Origin of the sequence: Xanthomonas sp. SHU 199, from assembly GCF_000364665.1 — a bacterium.
Classification (GTDB): domain Bacteria; phylum Pseudomonadota; class Gammaproteobacteria; order Xanthomonadales; family Xanthomonadaceae; genus Xanthomonas_A; species Xanthomonas_A sontii.
Window position 1 is genome coordinate 1 of the sequence record NZ_AQOI01000561.1, and the last position, 26,245, is coordinate 26,245.

Genomic DNA, 26,245 nt, shown 5'->3' on the forward strand with positions numbered 1-26,245 from the left:
CCCGCGGGCGCAGGCGCGGCGGCGCCGACCGGCGCTGCGGACCGCGCGCCCGGCCTGACCTTCGGCAGGGGAGGGCGGCGATGCTGCGTGCTACGGTGCGGCGCTGTCCTTCCACGGATCCGAACATGTCCTCACTCGCACACGCCTGCCTGATCGCCGGCCTGCTCGCCGCCGGCACCGCCGCGGCCAAGGAAACCGCGATGCCCCAAGACCCCTACGCCTGGCTCGAAGACGTCACCGGCACCAAGGCGCTGGACTGGGTCAAGGCGCAGAACGCCAAGACCGAGGCGCGGCTGGCCGAGACCCCCGCCTTCAAGGCCCGCGAGGCCGGCATCCGCGAGGTGCTGGATTCCGACGCCAAGATCCCGGCCGTGCAGAAGATCGGCCCGTACTACTACAACCTGTGGAAGGACCGCGCCCACGAGCGCGGCCTGTGGCGCCGCACCACCCTGGACGAGTACCGGAAGCCCGAGCCGAAGTGGGAGACGGTGCTGGACCTGGACGCGCTGAACAAGGCCGAGGGCGAGAACTGGGTGTGGCATGGCGCCAACTGCCTGCGCCCGGAGTACCGCCGCTGCCTGATCGCGCTGTCGCGCGGCGGCGCCGACGCCGACGTCACCCGCGAGTTCGACCTGAGCACCAAGCAGTGGATCAAGGACGGCTTCTTCCGTCCCGAGGCCAAGGGCGGGCTGAGCTGGATCGATGCCGACACCGTCTACCTGTACACCGACTTCGGCCCCGGCTCGCTGACCAGCTCCGGCTACCCGCGCATCGTCAAGCAGTGGAAGCGTGGCACCCCGATGACCAGCGCCACCCTGGTCTACGAGGGCAAGCCGGACGACATGTACATCGCCGCGATGCACGACGACACGCCCGGCTACGAGCGCGATTTCGTCAGCCGCACGCTGGCGTTCTACAACGACGAGATGTACCTGCGCGGCGCCGACGGCCGCCTGACCAAGATCGACGTGCCCAACTCGGCCAACAAGGGCGTGCACCGCCAGTGGCTGACCCTGGAACTGCGCGATCCGTGGACGGTGGGCGGCACGACCTACCCGGCCGGTGCGCTGCTGGTGACCAAGTTCGACGACTTCATGGCCGGCAAGCGCGACTTCCAGGTGCTGTTCACGCCCACCGAGACCGCGTCGCTGGCGTCCTTCGCCTGGACCAAGTCGCGGTTGGTGCTGAACGTGCTCGACGACGTCAAGAGCCGCCTGTGGGTGCTGACCCCGGGCGAGGGCGAATGGGCGCGTGCAGCGTTCCCGGTCGGCGACCTGGCCTTCGGCAGCACCAGCGTCGATGCGGTGGATGCCGACGAGAACGACCAGGTGTGGCTGACCTCCACCGACTTCCTGACCCCGACCACGCTGATGCTGGCCGACGTGCAGCGCGGGCCGAAGAGCATCGAGACACTGAAGGCGATGCCGAGCTTCTTCGACGCGTCCAAGGACGAGATCGAGCAGCACTTCGCGGTGTCCAAGGACGGCACCAAGGTGCCGTACTTCCTGGTCCGGCCCAAGCAGCTCAAGGCCGACGGCAGCGCGCCGACCCTGCTGTACGCCTACGGTGGCTTCGAGATCTCGATGACCCCGTTCTACTCCGGCAGCCTGGGCCGCGCCTGGCTTGACCAAGGCGGCGTGTACGCGCTGGCCAACATCCGCGGCGGCGGCGAGTACGGTCCGCGCTGGCACCAGGCGGCGCTGAAGCAGAACCGGCACAAGGCCTACGAGGACATGGCGGCGGTGGCGCAGGACCTGGTCGCGCGCAAGATCACCTCGGCCAAGCACCTGGGCGTGCAGGGCGGCAGCAACGGCGGGCTGATGGCCGGCAACATGCTGATGCAGTACCCGCAGCTGTTCGGCGCGGTGGTGGTGCAGGTGCCGCTGCTGGACATGAAGCGCTACAGCCACCTGCTGGCCGGCGCCTCGTGGATGGCCGAGTACGGCAACCCGGACACCGACGACTGGAAGTTCATCCAGACCTTCTCGCCGTATCACCTGTTCGATCCGAAGAAGACCTATCCGCCGGTGATCTTCCTGACCTCCACCCGCGACGACCGCGTGCATCCGGGTCATGCGCGGAAGATGGCGGCGAAGATGATCGACGCCGGCAAGGACGTGACCTACTACGAGAACATCGAAGGCGGTCATGGCGGCGCGGCCAACAATGCGCAGGCGGCGCACATGCAGGCGCTGGCGTACAGCTTCCTGTGGGAGCGGTTGTCCAAGTGAGTGGTGTAGTCCGCGTCCCGGCTGGGGCGCGGACCATCTCCTGGCCTGGCGCGCCATCCAATGAGCGGCTGAGCCTGCGCGCAATGCGTCGCGTCACGATCGCGCCGGCATTGTCCGCGTTCTCAAGGTGATCTCAGGTCGTCGCCGCAGCGGGTGCTCAGGCCCCGTCGGCCAACGACTTGACCAGGGTTAGCGAACGGACGTCATAACCCAGTTCTTCGTAAACGTGCAGTGCGTGGGTGTTGAAGGCCCAGACATTCAGGCGCATTTCGACACCGCCGCGCAGCGCCACCCACTCGTGCGCACGCTGCATCAGCGCCGGGCCGATCCCCTGGCCGCGATGGCGTTGGGTGATGCCCACGCTGCCCACCCGGCCGAAGCGCATGGGCTGCAGCAGTGAGTGCGATTCCGACACCATGCCGACCGTGACGAAACCGACGAGGACGCCCTGCGCTTCGGCGACGAGGGTGGTGGCATTGTCCTGGCCGATGCTGCGCTTCCAGTGCGCTACGTCGCGGTCCGCCTCGCCCGGGCCGGCGAAGATGTGGGGAAACGCGTCATGGTGGACAGCGTTCACTTCCTCGCCGAGCGCACCGATGGCAGCCAGATCGGATTCGATGGCTTCGCGATAGATGAGCAAGGCTGGCTTCACTCGCGTCTCCCCCGCCGCTGGTCGCCTCAGCGCGCCCAGCGCCCCAGCCCGCGCGCGATCCGCGCCACCGCCTCCTGCAGTCGTGGCAGGCTCTGGGTATAGGCGATGCGCACGTGCTGGCGTGCGCGATGGCGACCGAAATCCACGCCCGGGGTGAACGCGACGTGCTCGGTCTCCAGGAAGTGCGCGCAGAACGCCTGCGCATCGTCGGTGAAATCGGACACGTCGGCATACAGGTAGAACGCGCCTTCCGGTTCGACGTCGATGCGGAAGCCGAGCGCGCGCAGCGCCGGCAGCAGGTAGTCGCGGCGCTGCGCGAATTCGGCGCGGCGCGCTTCCAGGATCTGCAGCGTTTCCGGCAGGAAGCAGGCCAGCGCCGCGTGCTGGGCGATGCTGGGCGCGCTGATGTACAGGTTCTGCGCCAGCTTCTCCAGCGACGGCACCGCCGCGCGCGGCGCCACCAGCCAGCCGAGGCGCCAGCCGGTCATGCCGAAGTACTTGGAAAAACTGTTGAGCACGTAGGCGTCGTCGTCGACTTCCAGCACGCTGGGCGCGTCGATGCCGTAGCTGAGGCCGTGGTAGATCTCGTCCACCACCAGGTGCCCGCCGCGGGCGTGCAGCGTCTGCGACAGCGCGGCCAGTTCGGCGCGCGACAGCACGGTGCCGGTGGGATTGGCCGGCGACGCCACCAGCGCGCCGACGCTGTCCGCGTTCCAGTGCCGCTGCAGCAGCTCCGGGGTCAGTTGGTAGCGGCTGTCAGGGCCGACCGGTACCAGCTGCGCGGCACCTTCGACCAGGCGCAGAAAGTGGCGATTGCACGGGTAGCCGGGATCGGCCATCAGCCAGTGGCGACCCGGATCGACCAGCAGCGCGCTGGCCAGCAGCAGGGCGCCGGAGCCGCCGGGGGTGATCAGGATGCGCGCCGGGTCCAGGTCGACGTCGTGGCGCTGCCGGTAGAAGTCCGCCAGCGCCTGGCGCAGGGCCGGCAGGCCGCGCGCAGCGGTGTAGCGGGTGTGGCCGGCAGCCAGCGCGGCCTGGCCGGCGGCGACGATCGGCGCGGCGGTGGTGAAGTCCGGCTCGCCGATTTCCAGGTGGATCACGTCGTTGCCGGCGTGTTCCAGTTCGTTGGCGCGGGCCAGCAACGCCATCACATGGAAGGGTTCGATCTCGCGGCTGCGCCGGCTGTAGCCGGGGGCGGCGGGCGAGGCGCTGAGGGTGTCGCCAGGAAGGGAAGCCATGCGGCCGATGATAGAGGAGCGTGTTCCCGAGCGTGTTAGCCGCGTCCAGTCGGCGAGGTCCGGCAGATTGCGCGGTGGCTGTGGCGGCGCGACCCGAGATGGGCGCTGGGCCTGGGCGAATCGGGCATGGGTCGGGGCCGTGCACCCCCGTGCATCTGGCGTTGCTTTCCTGGTGATCGGTCGTGTGCGGTGCGATGCGGCGCCATTCGGCTTCGCTGGCCACGGCTGCCCGCCGCGATGCCATCGCGGCACCACGGCCCGCCGATTGCCCTGCGTCGCAGGCCGCACTGCCTCGGCACGCTTGCCACGGCGCAGCGTTGCAGGGAGACTCGGCCGGCACTGCGCGGCGCCCGCCCGCTGCCGCCGCCCGGCCAAGGCGGCGCGTCCCGTTGCGTTACTGCCGCCGGAGCCCCATTAGATGCCTCACCGCCCCTTGCTAGCGAGCCTTGTCCTGCTCATGACCGCCTCCTTCGCTTCCTCCGCCTCCGCCGCCGCGGCGACCCCGCCGCATCCGGCCAAGCAGCCGCACGCGGTCAAGGCGCCGTTCGGCGCCGTTCGCCAGGACGCCTACTACTGGCTGCGCGACGACGCGCGTAAGAACCCGCAGATGCTGGCCTATCTCAACGCCGAGAACGCCTATGCCGACCAGGTGCTGAAGCCGCTGCAGCCGCTGGAAGACCGGCTGTACGAGGAGATCGTCGGGCGCATCAAGCAGGACGACAGCAGCGTGCCGTACCGCGAGCGCGGCTACTGGTATTACACCCGCTACGAGAGCGGCAAGGACTACCCGATCCAGGCGCGCCGCAAGGGCAGCATGGAGGCACCGGAGGAGATCCTGCTCGATGTCAACGCCATGGCCGCCGGCAAGGGCTATTTCAGCGTCGGCGACGCGGCGGTCAGTCAGGACAACCGCATTCTCGCCTGGACCGAGGACGACGTCGGCCGTCGCCAGTACGTGGTGCGCTTCAAGAACCTGGACACCGGCGAGGTCTATGCCGACCGCATTCCCGGCGTGTCGCCGGACGTGGTGTGGGCCGACGACAACAAGACCCTGTTCTACGTCGAGAACGACCCGGAGACGCTGCTGACCGTGCGGGTCAAGAAGCACGTGCTCGGCACGCCCGCCGCGCAGGACGCGCTGGTGTACGAGGAGAAGGACGACAGCTTCTACATGGGCGTGGGCCGCACCCGCGACGACAAGTACATCGTCATCGGCGTCGAAAGCACCGTGTCCTCCGAGCAGCGCTACGCGCCGGCCGCCGATCCGCAGCGCTTCACCGTGCTGGCGCCGCGCGAGCGCGACGTCGAGTACCACGCCGACCACTTCGATGGCCGCTGGGTGATCCGCACCAACTGGAAGGCCAAGAACTACGCGCTGATGACCGCGCCCGACGGCGCCACCTCGCGCGACCAGTGGCAGAGCTGGCTGCCCTACGACGAGAAGGTGTTCATCGACGGCTTCGAGCTGTTCGACGGCTTCACCGCCATCGCCGAGCGCTCCGACGGCCTGGAGCGGATCCGCCTGCACTTCGCCGACGGCAAGGAGGAATACGTCAAGGCCGACGAGCCGGCGTATTCGATGGGCCTGTCGATCAATGCCGAACCGGACACGCCGTGGCTGCGCTACAGCTACACCTCGCTGACCACCCCGGCCACCACCTACGAACTCAACACCCGCACCGGCGAGCGCAAGCTGCTCAAGCAGCAGCCGGTGATCGGCTACGACGCCAGCAAGTACCAGACCGAACGCGTCTGGGTGACCGCGCGCGACGGGGTCAAGGTGCCGGTGTCGCTGGTCTACAAGAAGGGCTTCAAGAAGGACGGCAGCGCCGCGCTGTACCAGTACGCCTACGGCAGCTACGGCATGTCCACCGATCCGGCGTTCAACCTGCCGGTGGTGAGCCTGCTCGATCGTGGCGTGGTCTACGCCATCGCGCACATCCGCGGCGGCCAGGAAATGGGTCGCGACTGGTACGACCAGGGCAAGCTGCTGCACAAGAAGAACACCTTCACCGACTTCATCGACGTCACCCGCGGGCTGGTGCAGCAGGGTTACGCCGCCCCGGATCGCGTCGCTGCGGCTGGCGGCAGCGCCGGCGGTCTGCTGATGGGCGCGGTGGCCAACATGGCGCCCAAGGACTACCGCGTGCTGGTGGCGCAGGTGCCGTTCGTCGACGTGGTCACCACCATGCTCGACCCGAGCATCCCGCTGACCACCAACGAGTACGACGAGTGGGGCAATCCGGAGCAGAAGGCGTACTACGACTACATGCTCAGCTACTCGCCCTACGACAACGTCAGCCGCCAGGCCTACCCGGCGATGTACGTCGGCACCGGCCTGTGGGATTCGCAGGTGCAGTACTGGGAGCCGGCCAAGTGGGTGGCCAAGCTGCGCGAGAACGACACCGGCAGCCAGCCGATCGTGTTCCGCGTCAACATGGAAGCCGGCCACGGCGGCAAGTCCGGCCGCTTCCGTCGCTACCGCGAAATGGCCGAGTCCTATGCCTTCATGCTGGACCAGCTGGGCGTGGAGCAGCCGGCCAAGTGAGGGCCATGCGCATCGGCCGGCCTGCGGGCTGGCCGATGCGCAGGTGGTGCGGCTGGCGTGAGGCCGGCCCACCCCGATGTTTGGTTGGATGGCGGATGGCCTGTGGCTTCGCGCGTCGCGGCTGAAGCCGCTCCCACAGTGAGCATGGCGGCCGAGTCGGACCTGAAGGGTCGATGGCCTTTGCGCCATGCCATGCAGCAGCGCTGACGGCTTGGCAATGCCTTGTGGGAGGGCTTCGGTCCCGACTGCAATGACGTCGGATGTGCTGATGGCTGCGCCCGTCGCGGCTGAAGCCGCTCCTGCGGTGGGCGGGTCGCTGGTGTCCTATGCGAGGGCCGTCAGCGGTGCTGATGGTCTGGTCACTCCTTGTGGGAGGGACTTCAGTCCCGACTGCTGTGAGATCAGACGCACCAGTGGCTTCGCGCGTCGCGACTGAAGCCGCTCCCACAGTGAGCATGGCGGCCGAGTCGGACCTGAAGGGTCGATGGCCTTTGCGCCATGCCATGCAGCAGCGCTGACGGCTTGGCAATGCATTGTGGGAGGGACTTCAGTCCCGACTGCAAAGAGTCGGACGCGCCGGTGGCTTCTTCCATCGCGGCCGAAGCGGCTCGCACAGTCGCTGCCGCACGGCTACCTCGGTTGCGTCGACAGACGGTCGCCACCTGCCCGCGCCAGCGCAGGCTTATCATGCCGCCATGCGCACGCACTCCCGTTTCCGCTGGGCCTGGTGGCTGCTGGCCTATGCCAGCCTGGCGACCGGCATCGTCGGCATCTTCGTGCCGGGCTTGCCGACCACGGTGTTCGTGCTGATCGCCGCTTACGCCGCCGCGCGCGGTTCGCCGCGGCTGCGCCGGCGTCTGCTGCGCGATCCGCGTTTCGGCCGCAGCATCCGCGACTGGGAACGGCATGGCGCGGTCAGCCGCCGCGGCAAGTGGATGGCGACGCTGACCATGGCCGCGTGCGCGCTGGTGCTGCTGCTGTTCGTGCACCGGCTGTGGGTGCAGGTGCTGGCGATCGGCTGCATGAGCGCGGTGGCGCTATGGCTGTGGTGGCGGCCGGAACCGCCGCGCGCGTGAGCGCGCCGCGTCACGCGACCGCGGCACAGCCGGTTCATGCCGGTGTGGCTATACTCGGCGCATGAGCACATCGTCCTCTTCTCCGATCCGTCTCGTTCTCTCCGCCGCTGCGTTGCTGGCCCTGGCCGGTTGCGGCAACAAGGGTCCGCTGGTGATGCCGCAGAAGCCGGTGCCGGTGGAAGCCGCGCCCGCCACGCCCGCGCCGGATGCGACGCCGCCGGCGACCACCGATCCCGCCGGGCAGGCGCAGCCGGTGGATGGGCAGCGCCCGCCGGCCAACGACACCACCATGCCCACCAATGGGAATGAGTGAGGCCCGCCACGACGCGCGCCTGCGTTTCAGCAAGATGCAGGGCGCGGGCAACGATTTCGTGGTGCTCGACCTGCGCGACGGCACCCCGCCGCCGGACGCCGCACTGGCGGTGCGCCTGGCCGACCGCCACTTCGGCGTCGGCTGCGATCAGATCCTGACCATCGAACCGCCGCGCGACGCCGCGGCGGTCGCCAGCTACCGCATCTGGAACACCGACGGCAGCGCCGCCGGGCAATGCGGCAACGGCGCGCGCTGCGTCGCGGCCTGGCTGGTGCGCGACGGCAGTGCGCCGGCCGCGGACGATTTCGTCATCGAAAGCCCCGCCGGCAGTCACCACATCACCCGCAGCGCCGCCGGAGAATTCGCCGTGGCGATGGGCGTGCCGCGCTTCGCGCCGGAGGACGTGCCGCTGGTCGGCTTCCCGCGTGCGCGCGACGAATACGTGCTGCCGCTGCAGGGCGGCAGCGTGCGCTTCGGCGCGGTGTCGATGGGCAACCCGCACGCGGTGCTGGAAGTGGGCCTGGTCGATGCGGCGCCGGTGGAACGCCTGGGGCCGTTGCTGCAGCAGCACGCCTCGTTCCCGGATTCGGTCAACGTCGGCTTCGTGCAGGTGATCGATCGCGGCCACCTGCGCCTGCGCGTGTACGAGCGCGGCGTCGGCGAGACCCTGGCCTGCGGCAGCGGCGCCTGCGCGGCGGCCGCGGTGATGATGCAGCGCGGCCGGGTGGAGCGCGACGTCCGCGTCAGCCTGCCGGGCGGCGAACTGCGCGTGCAATGGCCGGAAGACACCGCACCGGTGGTGATGTCCGGGCCGGCGACGTTCGTCTTCGATGGAGAATGGATCCGATGAGCGACAGCCAGGACAAGATCGGTGCGCACGAGGTGGCGGCGTGGCTGCGGCGCCATCCCGGCTTCCTCAAACAGTTTCCCGATCTGGCGCTGACCCTGGTGGTACCGCGCGACGACGGTCCCACCGCGTCGCTGGCCAGCTACCAGTTGGAAGTGCTGCGCGACAAGAACCGCGAACTGTCGCGGCGGCTGGCCGACCTGGCCGCCAACGCGCAGGTCAACGAGCGGCTGGCGGTGCGCACCCATCAGTTGACCCTGGCGCTGATGCGCCAGCGCAGCGCCGCCGACAGCGTGCGCGCGATGGCCGCGTCGCTGCAGGAGGATTTCCAGGGCGACCTGGTCAGCATCGTGCTGCTGCAGCCTTTGCCCGGCCTGGAGCAGGCGCCGTGGCTGCAGGTGCTGGCGGCCGACGATCCGCGGCTGGCGCCGTTCCGCGATTGCCTGAAGGACGGCGAGCCGATCTGCGGCCGCCTGCAACCGGAAAAGCAGGCGCTGCTGTACGGCGAGCGCGTGGACGAAGTGCAATCCACCGCGCTGCTGCCGCTGCCCGGCCTGGGCCTGATCGCGGTCGGCAGCCGCGACCCGAACCGGTTCTATCCCGGCATGGGCACCTTGTTCCTGCGCATGATGGGCGAGGCGCTGGCGGTGGCGTTGCAGCGATGAGTGGGGCCGGGACTCGGGATCCGGGACCCGGGACCCGGGACAGCGCCGGAACCGGCGCTGCCGATCATCAGGCCGGGCAGGGCACTGCTGGCATCGCGAGCGAGGCCGCGTCTCCCGGGTCCCGGGTCCCGGGTCCCGAGTCCCGGTTCCTCGCCTACCTGCAGGTCGAGCGGCGCATGTCCGCGCATACCCTGGACGCGTACCGCCGCGACCTGGCGGCGCTGGAGGCGTGGGCGGCCGCCAACCTGCTTGGCGAACCGGCCGCGCTGGATGCCGCGCAATTGCGCAACTTCATCGCCGCCGAGCACCGCCGCGGGCTGTCGCCCAAGAGCCTGCAGCGGCGGTTGTCGGCGTGCCGCAGCTTCTATGCGTGGCTGCTCAAGCACGGCCACATCGCCACCAGCCCGGCCGCGGCACTGCGCGCGCCGAAGGCGCCGCGCAAACTGCCGCAGGTGCTCGACGCCGACGAGGCGGTGCGCCTGGTCGAAGTGCCGACCGATGCGCCGCTGGGCCTGCGCGACCGCGCGCTGCTGGAGCTGTTCTATTCCTCCGGCCTGCGCCTGAGCGAACTGTGCGCGCTGCGCTGGCGCGATCTGGATTTCGTCGCCGGCATGGTCAGCGTGCTTGGCAAGGGCAACAAGCAGCGGCTGGTGCCGGTCGGCTCGCACGCGCGCGCCGCGTTGCTGGCGTGGCGCGAGGAAAGCCGGGGCGAGGCCGCCGCGCCTGTGTTCCCGGGCCGTGGCGGGGCGCCGATCGGTGCGCGTGCGGTGCAGATCCGCATCAAGCAACTGGCCGGACGTCAGGGCCTGTTCAAGCACGTGCATCCGCACATGCTGCGGCACAGTTTCGCCAGCCACATCCTGGAATCCTCCGGCGACCTGCGCGGCGTGCAGGAACTGCTCGGCCATGCCGACATCGCCACCACGCAGATCTACACGCATCTGGACTTCCAGCACCTGGCCAAGGTCTACGACGCATCGCACCCGCGGGCCAAGCGCAAGTCCTGAGCGCCGCATCGCGACCGCACGGTTGCCATCGCACCCGCGCTTGTTCTGGATCAAGGCGAGTCGGCAAAGGCGGGAGGACACTGTCCTCCCACGTTGCGAGGGCTCACCGATGGCCAACCCCTTTCCGCTGGCGCCGCGCCGCCCCGAACGGCTGTGCCGGGGCTGCGACCGCGATTGCGCGGCACACGGCCTGGCCCGCGGCAACGGCGCCGGGCGCACCCTGCATCCGATCGAAACCCAGGGCGAGGACTGGTACGTCGCGTGGGGTATCGCTGCCGATCCGGCACGGCCGGCGCATGCCCGGCTCGGCGACGCTTGAACCGCGCGCCGCCAGCCCCCACACCTGAGTCATCGCTCCGGAGGCAGCATGGATCCCAGTCAGAACCCCAATGTTTTCCACGCCACCACGATCCTGTCGGTGCGCCGCGATGGCCGCGTCGCCGTGGCCGGCGACGGCCAGGTGACCCTGGGCCACACCGTGATGAAGGGCAATGCGCGCAAGGTGCGCCGGCTCGGCCGCGAGGGCCAGGTGCTGGCCGGCTTCGCCGGCGCCGCTGCCGATGCGTTCACCCTGTTCGAGCTGTTCGAGGCCAAGCTGGAGAAGCACGGCCAGCTGACCCGCGCCGCAGTGGAGCTGGCCAAGGATTGGCGCACCGAGCGCCGCCTCGGCAAGCTCGAGGCGCTGCTGGCGGTCGCCGACAAGGAAACCTCGCTGATCATCAGCGGCACCGGCGATGTGATCGAACCGGAGGACGGCATCATCGCCATCGGCTCCGGTGGTTCCTACGCCTTGTCGGCGGCGCGCGCGCTGCTCGGCCACACCACGCTGGACGCGCGCACCATCGCCGTCGAAGCGCTGAACATCGCCGGCGACATCTGCATCTACACCAATCGCAATGTGGTGGTCGAAGAGCTGTGATTCGGGAGTCGGGATTGGGGATTCGCAACAGCGCTCCTTTCCCTGTGCCTGACATTGCATCGATCGTTCCTACTCCGCTTCTACGAATCCCCAATCCCCAATGCCAAATCCCGATACCTCCACCATGACCCCGCGCGAGATCGTGCAGGAGCTGGACCGCCACATCGTCGGCCAGCACGAGGCCAAGCGCGCGGTGGCGATCGCGCTGCGCAACCGCTGGCGGCGCATGCAGTTGCCCGATGCGCTGCGCAACGAAGTGATGCCGAAGAACATCCTGATGATCGGCCCCACCGGCGTCGGCAAGACCGAGATCGCGCGGCGCCTGGCGACGCTGGCCAATGCGCCGTTCGTCAAGGTCGAGGCGACCCGCTTCACCGAGGTCGGCTACGTCGGCAAGGACGTGGAGCAGATCGTGCGCGACCTGGCCGATACCGCGGTCAAGCTGTACCGCGAGCAGGCCAAGACCCGCGTGCGCACGCAGGCCGAGGAGCGCGCCGAAGACCGCATCCTCGATGCGTTGCTGCCGCGGCGCAGCGCCGGCATCGGCTTCGATCCGGAAGCCGCACGCAACGAGCCCTCGGCGCAGGACAGCGACACCCGCAGCAAGTTCCGGCGCATGCTGCGTGCCGGCGAACTGGACGAGCGCGAGATCGAACTGGATGTCGCGGTCAACGTCAGCATGGACATCATGACCCCGCCGGGCATGGAGGAAATGGGCCAGCAGTTGCGGCAGATGTTCTCCAACCTCGGTGGCGGCAAGTCGCAGTCGCGCAAGCTGACCATCAAGGCCGCGCGGCCGCTGCTGATCGAGGAAGAGGCCGGCAAGCTGGTCAACGAGGACGATGTGCGCGCCGCGGCGATCGAGGCCTGCGAACAGCACGGCATCGTGTTCATCGACGAGATCGACAAGGTGGCCAAGCGCAGCGAGGCCGGCGCCACCGGCGGCGACGTCTCGCGCGAAGGGGTGCAGCGCGATCTGCTGCCGCTGGTGGAAGGCTCCAACGTCAGCACCAAGTACGGCACGGTCAAGACCGACCATATCCTGTTCATCGCCTCCGGCGCGTTCCATCTCGCCAAGCCCAGCGACCTGATCCCGGAGCTGCAGGGCCGTTTCCCGATCCGGGTAGAACTGTCGGCGCTGTCGAAGGACGACTTCATCCGCATCCTCACCGAGCCGAAAGCGGCGCTGACCAAGCAATACGAAGCGCTGTTGCTGACCGAGGGCGTGAGCCTGCGTTTCACCGACGACGCCATCGCGCGCCTGGCGGAGATCGCGTTCCTGGTCAACGAGCGCCAGGAGAACATCGGCGCGCGGCGCCTGCACACCGTGCTCGAGCGCCTGCTCGACACGCTGAGCTACGAAGCCCCGGACCGCGATGGGCAGAGCGTCACCGTGGACGCGGCCTATGTCGATGCGCACCTGGGCGAGCTGGTGCAGGACCCGGATCTGAGCCGGTATATCCTGTAATTCCTGGTCGACGCACGCCCGCGATGCGTTCCCCTTTGTGGGAGTCAACTGTCATGCAACCACGACGAACTGCGTAGGCGGACGATCTGGCCTCGGAAGCCGTCGTGCCTGATCCCACAAAAGGGGACGAAGGTCCCTCCCACATCGCGCCCGGACAGCGATCACCACGAGTCCGTGTGGGAGTCGCGGTCGCTTGGCTTTGGCTCTTGCCCTTGCCCTTGCCCTTGCTTTTGACTTACTGGGTTCCCTTCCGAAGCGGCGGCCATCGCGGGGAAAAACCCGAAGGGCGGCGCACATGGACGTGCGCCGTCCGCGGCAGGGGCAGGATGCCCCTTCCGCGGATCCCCGTGATGGACGCGGACCCGGAGCGCGTTAGCGCGGAGGGCGCGAGGCACGGCGCGCTTGACCAGCCTTCGGCTGTGGTAAAGCGCTTCTTTTGGTTACCTTTTCTTTGCGCGAGCAAAGAAAAGTAACTCGCCCGTCAGGGCGAAAGCCTTTGCTTTCGCTTGAGATTTGCGTGTCGGACGAAAAGAAGAACCGTAGACATGACGCCATCAGGGCTCCATGTCCAGATACAAGGAGCGACTTCCGTCGTGACGGGACTTGCCGGTAAGGCCTCGTCGCGACTGGGATCCCACAAAAGGGGACGAGAATCGCTCCGACAGGAGAGCGTGCCGCAGGCCGGGGTATGTTTCCCGCAGCGCCAAGACGGCGTGGGCGATCCCGGCCACCCCCGCCGCGTTCAATACAGCGGCGTGCCCGCCTTGTACGCGGCCACGAACGACTGCCAGTCCAGTTGCACCTGCGCGGCGTAGTCGAACGCGAACTGGCGCAGTTCCGATTTCAGGCCGCTCTTGCTGCTGGCCGCTTGGTCGATCTGCTTGTCGATGCTGTAGGGCACCACGTTCGGGTCGTAGTCCTGGTCGGCCAGCGCATGCGCCGAGGCCAGGGCCTGACCCAGGTAGGTGGCGGCGGTGGCGAGCTTGCCGGCGCTGTCCAGTGCGGTCGGGTCCAGGTCCTGCTGGAACGGGGATTTCTCGTGCACGTAGAACGGGGTGCCGTCGACGCTGGCGTAGCCGACCAGCACGTCGGCGTCGATGGTCTGCGCCTTGGCGGTACGCGCCACCCGCGCGCCCTCGTTGTTGTCGTAGGTGGAGGCCGGCATCTGCGACGGCGCGGCCACGGCGACCACGCTGGCCGCTTCCTGCTTCCACTCCAGGATCACGTCGTCGCTGGTCGACGCGCTCGGGCCTTCGATCAGCACGTACAGGCGCAGGCGGCCGAGGCTGCCGGTGCCCGAGCCCAGCTTCTGGCGCACGTCCTTGATGCTGTAGTAGCTGGCCGCATAGCGCTTGGACGCGGCGATCGAGCCGATGTAGCCGTTCATCGCCGCGGCCACCGCCGAGGCGGTGCCGGCGTCCACCGCGACCAGGTTGTCCAGGTTCTGGAACTGGCGCTTGCCGCCGTTGACCACCGTGTACTTGGACAGCAGGCTGCTGCGGCTCTTGCCGTCGGCGCTGTCGATGATCTTGGCCACCGCGCCGCTGGTGTTGCGCTTGCTCAGCTGGAAGCTTTCTTCGGCGTCGCTGCCGCGGAAATCGGCGATCTTGTCCAGGTAGGCGCCGACCATGGTGTCGATGGCGTCGCCGATGTCGCTGTCGGACAGGCCGTTGTCGCGCCCGGCCAGCACCATGCTCGCGGCCAGCCGGCGCAGGTCCCACACGTACTGGCCGAGGTGGCCTTCGTCGAAGTCGGCGACCTTGAACACCGCCTTGCCGCTGCTGTCGCGCGCCGCATCGAAGTTGCCGAGGTGGGTGTCGCCGCCGAGCCAGGTGTAGCCGGTCTGCGGCGAGGTCCACAGCGAACCCGGCAGGGTTTTCATGTCCTGGTAGAAAATATGGTCGGTGCCGCGGTAGAAGGCGTAGGCGCCGGTGGCCATGGTCGCCATCTTGGTATCCAGCTCGGCGCGCTGCGCGGCGTAGGGATGGTTGTAGTCGTGGATCTGCTGCACCACCCAGGCGTCGCGCTTGCTCGCCGCAGTCGCGCATCCGGCGCAGGCGGCGAGAGTCAGGCCGATCAGCAGCAACTGCGGCAGGCGGGTGGACATCGCAGGTCTCCAGGCGCGAACGAGGGAACCGGCAGTCGATCACGCCTGCATTGCACGCGGATGAACCTAGAAGTAGCGCAGCCAGCCCAGGTCGCGGCGCCGCGCCTTCAGCCGCGCGAACGCGGCGGTGGGCCAGTACAGGGCCAGACCCAGCAAGGCGGCGATCGCCCACAGCGCGGCCACGCTGTCCACGCCGAACAGGTCGCCCTGGTTGGCGCCCCACAGCGCCAGCGCGGCCAGGTAGGCGAGCTTCAGCACGTACAGGTGCAGCAGGTAGAAGAACATCGGCGCCGCGCCGATCGTCGCCAGCGGCGCCAGGGTACGGGCCACGCCGGGGTGCTCGTACAGGCGCAGCAACAGCAGGCCCACGCCCAGGGTCAGCAGCAGGAATTGCAGCGACGGCGGGTATTTGGTGACGTTGAAGAAGCTCATCGCGGTATGCGCCAGGTCGTCCTGCGCCTGCCAGGGCGCATCGCCGTAGCCGTTGTGCCAGCGCAGCAGGTGGAAGCCGGCCAGCGCGCCCAGCCCCCAGGCCAGCAGGCGCTGCTGGCGTTGCGCCGGCTCGGTGGCGGCGCCGTACCAGGGGCCGGCGGCGTAGCCGAGCGCGATCACCCCGATCCACGGCAGCACCGGGTAGGAGGTGCGCAGACGCAGCTCGCCCAACTCCAGCCAGCGCCGGTCGTGCAGCACCGCCCAGGCGGCCGCGAGCGGGCCGTCGCCCTGCACCTGCACGTCGTCCAGCAGGTGGTGGCCGGCGACCAGGGCCGCGCCGAGCAGGGCCAGCGCCGGCCGCGGCAGCCACAGCAGTGCGGCCAGGGCGAGCATGCTCAGGCCGATCGCCCAGATCACCTGCAGGTACAGCGCCTGCGGCGGGAAGGCGCCGCTCCAGGCCAGGTTGACCAGGGTCAGCTCCAGCACGATCAGGAACAGGCCGCGCTTGAGCAGGAAGCGGGCGGCCGCCGCGCGTCCGTCGGCCTGCCGGGACGCGTACAGCCAGGCCGACAGGCCGGTGAGGAACACGAACACCGGCGCGCACAGGTGGGCGAGGGTGCGCGCGACGAACAGTGCCGGCGCCGTGCCCTCCACCTCCATCGGGTCGCCGACCGGGTGGTGCAGGTAAAAGGTCTCGCGCACGTGGTCGAGCAGCATCAGCAGCATCACCGTGCCGCGCAGCAGGTCGATCGAGGCCAGTCGCGCGGCGGGCGTCGCGGGGACGGCGAGGGAGGCGGGCGAAGCGAGGGCAACAGACGGCATGCGGTGCGATCGGTGTCGATTTTTTGAAACAATATAACACTCGGCAAGCAGAGCCCTTACCGCCGCTGCTGGCGCGGGGATTCTCGGGCTTGGCCGCGCAAGGGGGTGCCGGCGCGGCGGCGGCGAGGCTCGGGCGGGGCAAGCCGGCGCGCCAGGTCGGCGTCGCTCGGCATGGCTTGGTGTCGGCCCGTGGGCGCGTCGGCGGGCCGCTCAGTCCTCGCCGATGTCCTCGTTCCACACGTCCGGGTGCGCGGCGATGAAGCCGCCGAGCAGGTCGATGCATTCCTGGCTGTGCAGGTCGATGACCTCCACGCCGCTCTCGCGCAGCCAGTCGATGCCGCCCTGGAAGGTCACCGATTCGCCGACCACCACCGTGCCGATGTTGAACTGTCGCACCAGGCCGCTGCAGTACCAGCAGGGCGCCAGGGTGGTGACCATGATGGTGTCCTTGTAGCGGCGCTGGCGGCCGGCCTTGCGGAAGGCGTCGGTTTCGCCGTGCACGGACGGGTCGCCTTCCTGCACGCGGCGGTTGTGGCCGCAGCCGAGCAGGCGGCCGTCGCGGTGGTACAGGGCCGCGCCGATCGGGATGCCGCCCTCGGCCAGGCCCTGGCGGGCTTCGGCGATGGCGGTGTCGAGCAGGGCGCGGTAGTCGGGCGTGGTCAGCATGGGATGGCCGGGGGAAAGGGAGTCGGCCGGCAGTCTGGCGCAGGCGGCCGGCGGCTGTCATCCCGTGTGGCGCTTCACCGGCACGCAGCGGCCGGCAGTGCGATAATCCCGGCATGAGCGAATCCCCCTACAAATCCGGTACCACCCATTTCGGCTTCCGCGACGTCGCCGCCAAGGACAAGCAGAAGCTGGTCGGCGAGGTCTTCACCTCGGTCGCCGGCAACTACGACCTGATGAACGACCTGATGAGCATGGGCATCCATCGGGTCTGGAAGCGCTATTTCGTCGCCACCGCGCAGGTCAAGCCGGGCGACCGCGTGCTCGACCTGGCCGGCGGCACCGGCGACATCGCCGCGCTGCTGAAGGACCGGGTCGGTGCCGACGGCGAGATCGTGCTGGGCGACATCAACGCCGGCATGCTCTCGGTGGGCCGCGACCGCCTCACCAACCGCGGCCTGGTCGCGGGCCTGGACTACGTGCAGTGCAACGCCGAGGCGCTGCCGTTCCCGGACCAGAGCTTCGACCTGGTGACCATCGCCTTCGGCCTGCGCAACGTCACCGACAAGGACGCCGCACTGCGCGAGATGTACCGCGTGCTCAAGGTCGGCGGCCAGGCGCGGGTGCTGGAGTTCTCCGAAGTCACCGCCGATTGGTTCAAGCCGCTGTACGACTTCCATTCGTTCAAGGTGCTGCCGCGCCTGGGCCAACTGTTCGCCAAGGATGCCGACAGCTACCAGTACCTGGCCGAAAGCATCCGCAAGCATCCGCCGCAGGACGCGCTGAAGGCGATGATGGAAGAGGCCGGCTTCGCCCGCAGCCACTACAAGAACCTGACCGGCGGCATCGTGGCGATCCACTCGGGCTATAGGATTTAGAGCCGGGATTGGGGATTCGGGATTGGGGATTCGCAAAGGCGGGCGATCGGGTGCTGACTGATCGCGGCGCTGTGTTGGTCTTGTGGTAGGGACTTCAGTCCCGACGCACGGTCCGAAGATGCCGGCGCAAGCATCCGCCGCAGGACGCGTTGAACGCGGTGTGAGTGGAGCCGGGAATCGGGATTCGGGAATCGCAAGAGCGGACGATCGGTTGCAGCCCGATCGCGGCGCTGGGTTGTTCTTGTGGGAGGGACTTCAGTCCCGACGCGCGGTCCGGCGGTGCCGGTGCAAGCAGCTGCCACAGAAAGCCGGGATTCGGGAATCGGGATTCGGGAATCGCAAGAGCGGACGATCGGTTGCAGCCCGATCGCGGCGCTGGGTTGTTCTTGTGGGAGGGACTTCAATCCCGACGCGCGGTCCGGCGGTGCCGGCGCAGCATCTGCCACAGAACGCCGGGAATCGGGAATCGGGAATGGTAAGAGCAGGGGATCGGTGCTGACCGATCGCGGGCCCTGTGCCGTCTTTGTGGGAGGGACTTCAGTCCCGACGCGCGGTCCGGCGGTGCCGGTGCAAGCATCTGCCGCAGGACGCACTGAAGGCGATGATGGAAGCAGCCGGCTTCGCCCGCAGCCACCACAAGAACCTGGCCGGCGGTATGGTGGCAATCCATTCGGGCGACAAGATCTGAGTGGATCCGGGATTGGAGAGCGGTAATTCGGGATTCGTCAGCGCGCATCGCACTGCGGTTGCGAATCCCCACTCCCGAATCCCCAATCCCGGCCTTCCGGTAGACTGCGAGTTTTCCTCGAACCGGTTACTGCCATGCGTTCCCCGTTCCTGTTGTTGTCCCTGGCCGCGGTGATCGCGTCCGGGTGTTCCCGTGAAGCGTCCGCGCCCGATGCGGCCGCCACTGCCGCCAAGCCGGCACCCGCCGCGGCCAAGCCGGCCGACCGCAGCCACGACGAGACCTCCTACGCCGAGCCGTCCAAGGTCGTGATCAAGGATCTGGCGCTGGATCTGAAGCTGGATTTCGACAGCAAGCAGATCGGCGGCACCGCCACCTACACGCTGGACTGGAAGGACAAGAGCGCCAAGCAACTGGTGCTGGATACGCGCGACCTGACCATCGAGAAGGTGCAGGCCGACGACGGCAAGGGCCAGCAGGCGCCGCTGCAGTACGCGCTGGCGCCGGCCGACAAGATCTACGGCAGCAAGCTGACCATCGAGGCGCCGACGCAGCCGCAGACGATCAGCATCACCTACCACACCGCGCCGACCGCCTCGGGCCTGCAGTGGCTGGAGCCGTCGATGACCGAGGGCAAGAAGCTGCCCTTCATGTTCAGCCAGTCGCAGGCGATCCACGCGCGTTCGTGGGTGCCGCTGCAGGACACGCCGAGCGTGCGCTTCACCTACAGCGCGCACGTGGTCTCGCGTCCGGACGTGATGGTGCTGATGAGCGCCGACAACGATCCCAAGGCGGTGCGCAACGGCGACTACCGTTTCAAGATGCCGCAGCCGATCCCGTCCTACCTGCTGGCGATCGCCGCCGGCGACCTGGTGTTCAAGCCGATCTCGGCGCGCTCGGGCGTGTGGGCCGAGCCGGCGATGGTCGACAAGGCGGCCAAGGAGTTCGAGGACACCGAGAAGATGATCGTGGCCGCCGAGACGCTGTACGGCCCGTATCGCTGGGGCCGCTACGACATGCTGGTGCTGCCGCCGTCGTTCCCGTTCGGCGGCATGGAGAATCCGCGCCTGACCTTCGCCACGCCGACGGTGATCGTCGGCGACAAGTCGCTGGTGTCGCTGATCGCGCACGAGCTGGCGCATAGCTGGTCCGGCAACCTGGTGACCAACGCCAGCTGGAAGGACATCTGGCTCAACGAAGGCTTCACCACCTACGTGCAGGCGCGCATCACCGAGGCGCTGTACGGCCCCGAAGCGGCGGAGATGGAGCGCGAGATCGACCAGGCCGACCTGCTCGCCGAACTGAAGGGCATGAGCCCGGCCGACCAGGCGCTGGCGCTGCCGGCGCTGACCGAGCGCGATCCGGACGAGGCGCTGAGCCAGGTCGCCTACGTCAAGGGCGCATGGTTCCTGCAGTTCCTGGAGCAGCGCTTCGGCCGCGACACCTTCGATCCGTTCCTGCGCGGCTGGTTCGACGACCACGCGTTCCAGAGCGCCAACACCGACCAGTTCGTCGAGTACCTGAAGACCCACCTGCTGCCCAAGAAGCCGAATGCGGTGACCGCGCAGGAACTGCATGCGTGGCTGGACGAGCCGGGCATTCCGGCGTTCGCGCAGAAGGCGCGTTCGCGCAACTTCGCCATGGTCGACACCGCGCGCATCGCCTGGACCGGCAGCGGCACGTTGCCGGGCAAGCAGGTGACCGATGCCTGGAGCACCCAGGAGTGGACGCGCTTCCTCAGCGGCCTGGGCGAGAAGCTGACCCCGGCGCAGCTCAAGCAGCTCGACGATGCCTACCACTTCACCGGCACCGCCAACGGCGAGATCGCCATGCGCTGGTATCCGCTGGCGATCCGCAGCGGCTACGTGGACGCGCGCCCGGCCGCCGGCGAGTTCATCGCCCGCGTCGGCCGCCGCAAGCTGATCCTGCCGATCTACGCCGAACTGGTGAAGACGCCGGACGGGCTCGCCTTCGCCGAAGAGGTGTTCGCCAAGGCCAAGCCCGGCTACCACCCGATCACCACGGTGTCGGTGCAGGAGATGCTGGACAAGGCCAAGGCCGGCAGCACCGCGCACTGACGCAAGTCGCCCGCGAAAGACCGCGCACACGGCGCCGGGAGCACTCCCGGCGCCGTGTGCGTGTGTGCGGCCGGCGTGTTGCGACGATCGCGTCGCGCGTGGAGAGTGCGATGGTGGCGGCATGGCCGCGCCTGCGTTGCAGGACGTCGTCATCTGCGGCGTCGCATGCGCCGCCGGCATGAGGCGCGTGCCTGTGCAGTGCCGCCTTAACGGATTCCACACGCAACGCCGTCGATCAGCACGACCTGCTGCCACGCATTCGCGATATCCTCGGCAGTCCCGATGGTCCTCGGTCCATGCGCGCATGACATCGTTCGCCACCGCTGCCCCGGTCTCCGCTGCAAGCGCCAGTGCCATGGCAGGTCGTTGCCGGCGCCGATGCGCGCGGGCCTGCGTGCGCCTCCCGAGGGGTTGCTGAGATGACCGACGCGCCCGTGCTGTCTGGTTCCTTGCTGGACGCATTGCCCGATGCCCGCGGTGGCGAAATCTTCACCGAACTGCTGCGGCGCTCCGGTTGCCGCGTCGAGCGCATCGTCTCGCACGGGCAGACCACGCCGCAGGAGTCGCCGTACCTGCAGGCGCACGACGAATGGGTACTCGTGCTGCGCGGTCGCGCGCGGGTGGCGCTGTGCGATCGCGAGGTCGCGCTGGCGCCGGGCGACCATCTGTTCATCCCGGCCGATACGCCGCATTGGGTGACCTTCACCGATCCCGGGCAGCCGACCGTGTGGCTGGCCCTCCATCTCGGCGAAGCCGACGTGGTGGCGTGAGCGCATGACCGGCCTGCGCGCTGCGGTGTCCCCATGGTGATGGCGACCCTGGTCTTGATGATGCTGCTGCTGCTGGCTGGCGCCCTGGCGTTGCTGGTGTCGCTGCTGTGCGTGGCGCTCGTGGCGATGCCGATCGGGGCGCTGCTGGTGGCGCGCGATCCGTTCCTGCTGGTGCGCCTGGAGAGCCTGCGTCAGCGTCACGGCAGCGGGCTGCGGCGGCGCCAGTCGCAGGTCGCCGGGCACACCTGGACCTATCTGGTGCGCGCCGCGGCCGATCCCGCCGCGCCGACCCTGCTGCTGGTGCATGGCTTCACCGGCAGCAAGGAGAACTGGCTGCCGCTGGCGCGCGCGCTGGGCACGCGCTATCACCTGGTGATCCCGGATCTGCCCGGCTGGGCCGAGAGCCAGCGCATCGCCGGGCAGGACTACGGCTTTGTGGCGCAGGCCGAGCGCGTGGCCGCGTTCGCCATGCAGTGCGCGCGCCGTGCGGGCAGCGAATGCGTGCTGCTCGGGCATTCGATGGGCGGCGGCATCGCGGCGCTGGCCGCGGCGCGCCATCCGGCGGTGTTCGACCGGGTCGGCCTGTTCAACGCCGCCGGCGTACGCTTCGCCGACAACGTCTTCGGCCAGGCGGTGCTGGACGGGCACAATCCGTTCGCGGTGCACGATGCCGCATCGCTGCAGCGCTACATCGACACCGTGTTCCTGCTCGAGCGCGCCAAGCCGCGCATTCCGCGCTGGGCGGTGCCGGCGGTGGTGGCCTGGCGTCGCCGCGAGGCCGATTTCGAGCAGCAGGTGCTGGCGCGCATCGGCCGCGGCGAGGAGGCGTTCCTGCCGTTCGAGGAAGCCGCGCACATCCGCCAGCCGACGCTGCTGCTGAACTGCGTGCAGGACGCGGTGATCGACGCCAGCGCGCTGGCGCTGTACGCGCAACGCCTGCCGCAGGCGATCCAGGTGCTGCTGGACGGCAGCGGCCACATGTCCATCGTCGAGAAGCCCGCCGAGGTCGCGCAGGCCATCGACACCCTGATCCAACGAGGAACCCCACGATGAAACGCATCCTGCTCGGCGCGCTGTGCGCCGTCGCCCTGGCCGCTTGCGGCGATCACGAGGCCGAGCGCAAGGCGCAGGCCGCGGCCGAAGCGCAGGCCAAGGCGCAGGCGGCCGACGACCTGGCCAAGCAGTACGACGCCGCGGTGAAGTCGGGCAACTGGGACCTGGCCCGGATCCACGGCGCGGCGCTGCTGCAGCAGTACCCCGGCTCGGACGCGGCCGAACGCATCCAGCCGGGCTACGCCGAGGTCAAGGCCAAGGGCGAAGCGGCGCGCGAGCTGCGGCGCATGCAGGCGGCCTGGCAGTACTCGCAGGTGCCGGCCGGCAAGGGCGTGCAGCGTTCGGCGATGCTGTACAGCCGCGACAAGGTCGATGTGGACGGCAGCGGGCCCAAGCCGGTGCAACTGGTGTTCCGCGACCATCCGGAATGGAAGCGCAGCGCCTACCTGGTGCTGCAGTCCGGCGATTTCCGCTGCGCCGGCGGCTGCAAGGTGGAACTGAAGGCCGACGACGCGCCGCCGCACGCGGCCGCGGCCTGGCGGCCCAAGACCGACGAGGCCATCGCCATGTTCATCAGCGACGACAAGGCGCTGTGGAAGCTGGCGCGCAAGACCACGGTGCTGCAGATCACCTTCCCGGTGAAGGCCGGCGGCACCCGCACCGCGGTGTTCGAGACCGGCGGCCTGGACGGCGCGCAGATGCCGGGCTGGGATTGAGCGCGATGCATGCCGCCATGCCACCGCCGGCCGAGGCGCTGTGCCAGGTGCGCCACTGGGTGTTCGACATGGACGGCACCCTGACCCGCGCCGTGCACGATTTCGCGCTGATCCGCCGCGAACTGCAGATCCCGCCGCAGGCCGACATCCTGCAGCACCTGGCGGCGCTGCCGGACGCGCAGCGCGCCAGCAAGCACGCCTGGCTGCTGGAGCACGAGCGCGTGCTGGCCCAGGAGGCCACCGCGGCCAACGGCGCGCCGGCGCTGCTGCGTACCCTGCATGCGGCCGATTGCCGGCTGGCGGTGCTCACCCGCAACGCGCGCGAGCTGGCGCAGCTGACCCTGGAAGAGATCGAGGTCGACGACCTGTTCGAGGACGTCACCATCCTCGGCCGCGACGAGGCGCCGCCCAAGCCGCATCCCGGCGGCCTGCTGCAGTTGGCCGAGCACTGGGGTGTGGCGCCGCAGGCACTGGCGATGGTCGGCGACCACGCCTACGACCTGCAGTGCGGGCGCCATGCCGGCGCCACCACCGTGCTGCTGCATCCGGACAATCCCTGGCCGGCGCTGGCCGACCTGCATTTCGCCGATTGCGCCGCGCTGCTGGCGTGGTGGCAGGACCACGCCAGACAGCAGCCGCACTGATACTGCACCGCGGCGGCTGACGGCCGCCGCGCGCCGTACCCATCCCGCACCGCGCTTCGGCGCACGCATGCCGACTGCGTGCTTCTGCCGCGCGTTCCGCTGTGCACACGCGTGTGGCAGCGCTACATCCGCGTCGATGGCGCAGGGTGTGCCACGCGTACTTATGCCCGAAGTGCGCCAATCGCGATGCAGCGACATGGCACAAAGTGTCACGTTCTCGATACGTCCTGGACGCGACCACATGCGCTTGCTGGACGGCAATCGACGTCGTGATCCGTGCCTCAAGGGATGTTGCATCGCAGCGCCGCGATGGCATGGACGTTGCTCGCATATACCCACGCTTCAGGTTCCGTGGCACACGCCGATAGGTGAAGTGACGCGGCTCTTCAACGAGGGGAGTAGAACGATGCACAGTCATTCACGTCGTACCCAGGCTTGTACGCTGCTCGCGCTGGCCACTGCGCTGGCATTGGCGGGTTGCAAGAAGCAGGAAGAGGCTTCGGCGCCGGCCGCACCGGCCGCCGCACAGCAGCCGCCGGCCGCCGCGCCGGCCGCGGTCGCCGATACCGACAGCGAGTTCGCCAGCAATGCCGCCAACCCGGACAACTGGGGCGGCATCGGCCGCGACTTCGGCCTGACCCGGCACAGCCCGCTGGCCGAGATCAACCGCGACAACGTCAAGAACCTGAAGATGTCGTGGGAGATGAAGACCGACGCCACCCGCGGCCATGAAGGCCAGCCGTTGGTGGTGGGGGGCACCATGTACATGGTCAGCGCCTATCCGAACAACGTGTTCGCGATCGACCTGTCGCAGGAAGACGCCGGCAAGGTGCTGTGGAAGTACACCCCGCAGCAGGACGAGCGCGCCGTCGCGGTGGCCTGCTGCGACACGGTCAACCGTGGCGCGTCCTACGCCGACGGCAAGGTGGTGTTCGGCAGCCTCAGCGGCGACGTGATCGCGCTCGATGCCAAGACCGGCAAGGAAGTGTGGAAGCAGAAGCTCGCCTATCCCGAGAAGGGCGAGACCATCACCATGGCCCCGATCATCGCCGACGGCAAGGTCGTGGCCGGCATCAGCGGCAACGAGTTCGGCGTGCGCGGGCGCGTCGCCGCGTACGCGCTGGCCGACGGCAAGCAGGCCTGGTCCTGCGAGGCCACCGGCACCGACAAGGACATCTGCCTCGGCCCGGACTTCAACAAGGCCAATCCGCAGCACGGCCAGCTCGGCGACCTCGGCCAGAAGACCTATCCCGACGAAGGCTGGAAGCGCGGCGGCGGCGCGGCGTGGGGCTGGTACAGCTACGACCCGAAACTCAAGCTGGTCTACTACGGTACCGGCAATCCGGGCCTGTGGAGCCCGTCGTACCGCTGCGGCAAGACCACGCAGAAGGAATGCGACACCGGCGAGTACGACAACAAGTGGTCGATGACCCTGTTCGCGCGCAAGATCGACACCGGCGAGGCGGTGTGGGGCTACCAGAAGACCCCGTTCGACCAATGGGACTACGACGGCGTCAACGAGCCGATCCTGGTCGACCTGACCATCGACGGCAAGCAGGTGCCCTCGGTCGTGCAGTTCGACCGCAACGGCTTCGCCTATGTGCTGGACCGCCGCGACGGCACCCTGCTGCGCGCCAACAAGTTCGTGCCGGCCAACTGGGCCGAGCGCATCGACATGAAGACCGGGCGTCCGGTCAAGGTCGCGGCGCACTCGCCGCTGGAGCGCGGCCGCAAGGTCGAGGCGTTCCCGGCGGCGATGGGCGGCAAGGACCAGCAGCCGTGCTCGGTGGACCCGTCCAATTCGGCGGTGTTCTTCTGCGGCACCAACAACTGGCACATGGAGCTGGACCCGCAGGAGCGCGGCAACACCATGATGGGCCTGCCGTACGTGTTCGCCAACGTGCTGATGAAGCCGAACGAGCCGGGTGCGCTGGGCATCGTCAAGGCGTTCGACGTGGTCGAAGGCAAGTCCAAGTGGGAGATCAAGGAGAAGTTCCCGGTGTGGAGCGGCACCCTGGTCACCGACGGCGGGCTGGTGTTCTACGGCACGCTGGACGGCTGGTTCCGCGCGGTGGACAAGGACACCGGCAAGAAGCTGTGGGAGACCAAGCTGCCCTCGGGCATCATCGGCAACCCGATCGCCTACAAGGCCAACGGCCACCAGTACGTGGCGGTGTTCTCGGGCATCGGCGGCTGGATCGGCCTGCCGGTCGCCGCCGGCCTGGATCCGGGCGATCCGTACGGTGCGCTGGGTGCGGCCGGCCTGGCCTTCAGCAACGGCTTCGACAAGATCCCGTTGGGCGGTATGGTGCACACCTTCCGCATCGACGGCGCCGGCAAGACCGTCACCCCGACCCCCAACGCGACCGCCGCGACGGCCGGCGGCGGTGGCAGCGCGGCGGTCGCCGCCAAGTCGGTGCGATGAGCCGGCGG

23 protein-coding genes are annotated in these 26,245 nt (G+C 68.9%); 18 read left to right on the plus strand and 5 right to left on the minus strand.

The annotated features are described in order from the left end of the window. Positions 1-125: 125 nt before the first annotated feature. On the plus strand, positions 126-2,231 hold the full coding sequence (locus tag D183_RS0116665) for a prolyl oligopeptidase family serine peptidase (protein WP_017910003.1): 2,106 nt from the start codon (positions 126-128) through the stop codon (positions 2,229-2,231). 157 nt (positions 2,232-2,388) lie between these two features. On the opposite strand, the gene D183_RS0116670 is transcribed toward D183_RS0116665, so the two are convergent. Further along, positions 2,389-2,871 carry a GNAT family N-acetyltransferase gene (locus D183_RS0116670; RefSeq protein WP_017910004.1) on the minus strand — a complete coding sequence of 161 codons (483 nt, stop codon included), beginning with the start codon at positions 2,869-2,871 and terminating at the stop codon, positions 2,389-2,391. Between the two features lie 38 nt (positions 2,872-2,909). After that, positions 2,910-4,121, minus strand: coding sequence for a pyridoxal phosphate-dependent aminotransferase (locus D183_RS0116675; protein WP_017910005.1), 1,212 nt, complete (start codon positions 4,119-4,121; stop codon positions 2,910-2,912). Positions 4,122-4,578: 457 nt separating this feature from the next. On the opposite strand from D183_RS0116675, the gene D183_RS0116680 reads away from it, so the two are divergent. The 9 genes from D183_RS0116680 (at position 4,579) to hslU (ending at position 12,964) form a co-directional block, all read left to right on the plus strand. After that, a complete protein-coding gene (locus tag D183_RS0116680; RefSeq protein ID WP_017910006.1) occupies positions 4,579-6,669 on the plus strand; it encodes a S9 family peptidase in 2,091 nt (696 codons plus the stop codon). A 695-nt stretch (positions 6,670-7,364) separates the two neighbouring features. Next, positions 7,365-7,745, plus strand: coding sequence for a YbaN family protein (locus D183_RS0116685; protein ID WP_017910007.1), 381 nt, complete (start codon positions 7,365-7,367; stop codon positions 7,743-7,745). A 61-nt stretch (positions 7,746-7,806) separates the two neighbouring features. Beyond that, positions 7,807-8,058, plus strand: a complete 252-nt coding sequence (lptM, locus tag D183_RS0116690; protein WP_017914634.1) for an LPS translocon maturation chaperone LptM — start codon at positions 7,807-7,809, stop codon at positions 8,056-8,058. Beyond that, positions 8,051-8,908, plus strand: a complete 858-nt coding sequence (gene dapF, locus D183_RS0116695; protein WP_017910009.1) for a diaminopimelate epimerase — start codon at positions 8,051-8,053, stop codon at positions 8,906-8,908. Before lptM ends, dapF begins: the two co-directional genes overlap by 8 nt. Beyond that, positions 8,905-9,570 (plus strand): DUF484 family protein, encoded by a 666-nt coding sequence (locus D183_RS0116700; RefSeq protein ID WP_026143225.1) that lies wholly within the window; start codon positions 8,905-8,907, stop codon positions 9,568-9,570. Before dapF ends, D183_RS0116700 begins: the two co-directional genes overlap by 4 nt. Further along, positions 9,567-10,577 (plus strand): tyrosine recombinase XerC, encoded by a 1,011-nt coding sequence (gene xerC, locus D183_RS0116705; protein WP_441366276.1) that lies wholly within the window; start codon positions 9,567-9,569, stop codon positions 10,575-10,577. Before D183_RS0116700 ends, xerC begins: the two co-directional genes overlap by 4 nt. A gap of 109 nt (positions 10,578-10,686) precedes the next feature. Beyond that, a complete protein-coding gene (locus D183_RS0116710; RefSeq protein WP_017910012.1) occupies positions 10,687-10,896 on the plus strand; it encodes a DUF3079 domain-containing protein in 210 nt (69 codons plus the stop codon). A 48-nt stretch (positions 10,897-10,944) separates the two neighbouring features. Beyond that, the gene (gene hslV, locus D183_RS0116715; RefSeq protein WP_010341232.1) at positions 10,945-11,496 is read left to right on the plus strand and encodes an ATP-dependent protease subunit HslV; all 552 of its coding nucleotides are present in this window, start codon (positions 10,945-10,947) and stop codon (positions 11,494-11,496) included. Positions 11,497-11,596: 100 nt separating this feature from the next. After that, positions 11,597-12,964 (plus strand): ATP-dependent protease ATPase subunit HslU, encoded by a 1,368-nt coding sequence (gene hslU, locus D183_RS0116720; RefSeq protein ID WP_026144567.1) that lies wholly within the window; start codon positions 11,597-11,599, stop codon positions 12,962-12,964. A 742-nt stretch (positions 12,965-13,706) separates the two neighbouring features. Here the strand turns inward: hslU and D183_RS0116725 are convergent. The 3 genes from D183_RS0116725 to D183_RS0116735 all read right to left on the minus strand — a co-directional run bounded on the left by D183_RS0116725 (position 13,707) and on the right by D183_RS0116735 (position 16,991). Continuing rightward, a complete protein-coding gene (locus tag D183_RS0116725; RefSeq protein ID WP_017910014.1) occupies positions 13,707-15,071 on the minus strand; it encodes a DUF2252 domain-containing protein in 1,365 nt (454 codons plus the stop codon). A 66-nt stretch (positions 15,072-15,137) separates the two neighbouring features. After that, positions 15,138-16,325 (minus strand): DUF1624 domain-containing protein, encoded by a 1,188-nt coding sequence (locus D183_RS0116730; RefSeq protein WP_017910015.1) that lies wholly within the window; start codon positions 16,323-16,325, stop codon positions 15,138-15,140. A gap of 210 nt (positions 16,326-16,535) precedes the next feature. Next, entirely contained in the window at positions 16,536-16,991 is a 456-nt protein-coding gene (locus D183_RS0116735; RefSeq protein WP_010341927.1) for a nucleoside deaminase, read from the minus strand. A gap of 113 nt (positions 16,992-17,104) precedes the next feature. On the opposite strand from D183_RS0116735, the gene ubiE reads away from it, so the two are divergent. From ubiE to D183_RS0116775, 8 genes are all read left to right on the plus strand, one after another. Then, the gene (ubiE, locus tag D183_RS0116740; protein ID WP_017910016.1) at positions 17,105-17,866 is read left to right on the plus strand and encodes a bifunctional demethylmenaquinone methyltransferase/2-methoxy-6-polyprenyl-1,4-benzoquinol methylase UbiE; all 762 of its coding nucleotides are present in this window, start codon (positions 17,105-17,107) and stop codon (positions 17,864-17,866) included. Between the two features lie 514 nt (positions 17,867-18,380). Next, complete coding sequence (locus D183_RS27035) at positions 18,381-18,554, plus strand: class I SAM-dependent methyltransferase (protein WP_441366283.1); 174 nt, start codon at positions 18,381-18,383, stop codon at positions 18,552-18,554. A 134-nt stretch (positions 18,555-18,688) separates the two neighbouring features. Then, positions 18,689-20,629, plus strand: coding sequence for a M1 family metallopeptidase (locus tag D183_RS0116750; protein ID WP_017910017.1), 1,941 nt, complete (start codon positions 18,689-18,691; stop codon positions 20,627-20,629). A 419-nt stretch (positions 20,630-21,048) separates the two neighbouring features. After that, entirely contained in the window at positions 21,049-21,399 is a 351-nt protein-coding gene (locus tag D183_RS0116755; RefSeq protein ID WP_017910018.1) for a cupin domain-containing protein, read from the plus strand. Positions 21,400-21,432: 33 nt separating this feature from the next. Continuing rightward, positions 21,433-22,452: an alpha/beta fold hydrolase gene (locus D183_RS0116760; protein ID WP_017910019.1), complete on the plus strand. Its 1,020-nt coding sequence runs from the start codon at positions 21,433-21,435 to the stop codon at positions 22,450-22,452. Then, the gene (locus D183_RS0116765) at positions 22,449-23,168 is read left to right on the plus strand and encodes a hypothetical protein (protein WP_017910020.1); all 720 of its coding nucleotides are present in this window, start codon (positions 22,449-22,451) and stop codon (positions 23,166-23,168) included. Before D183_RS0116760 ends, D183_RS0116765 begins: the two co-directional genes overlap by 4 nt. Positions 23,169-23,173: 5 nt before the next feature. Then, positions 23,174-23,812 (plus strand): HAD family hydrolase, encoded by a 639-nt coding sequence (locus D183_RS0116770; protein ID WP_017910021.1) that lies wholly within the window; start codon positions 23,174-23,176, stop codon positions 23,810-23,812. 406 nt (positions 23,813-24,218) lie between these two features. After that, the gene (locus D183_RS0116775; RefSeq protein ID WP_051067639.1) at positions 24,219-26,237 is read left to right on the plus strand and encodes a methanol/ethanol family PQQ-dependent dehydrogenase; all 2,019 of its coding nucleotides are present in this window, start codon (positions 24,219-24,221) and stop codon (positions 26,235-26,237) included. Positions 26,238-26,245 lie beyond the last annotated feature (8 nt).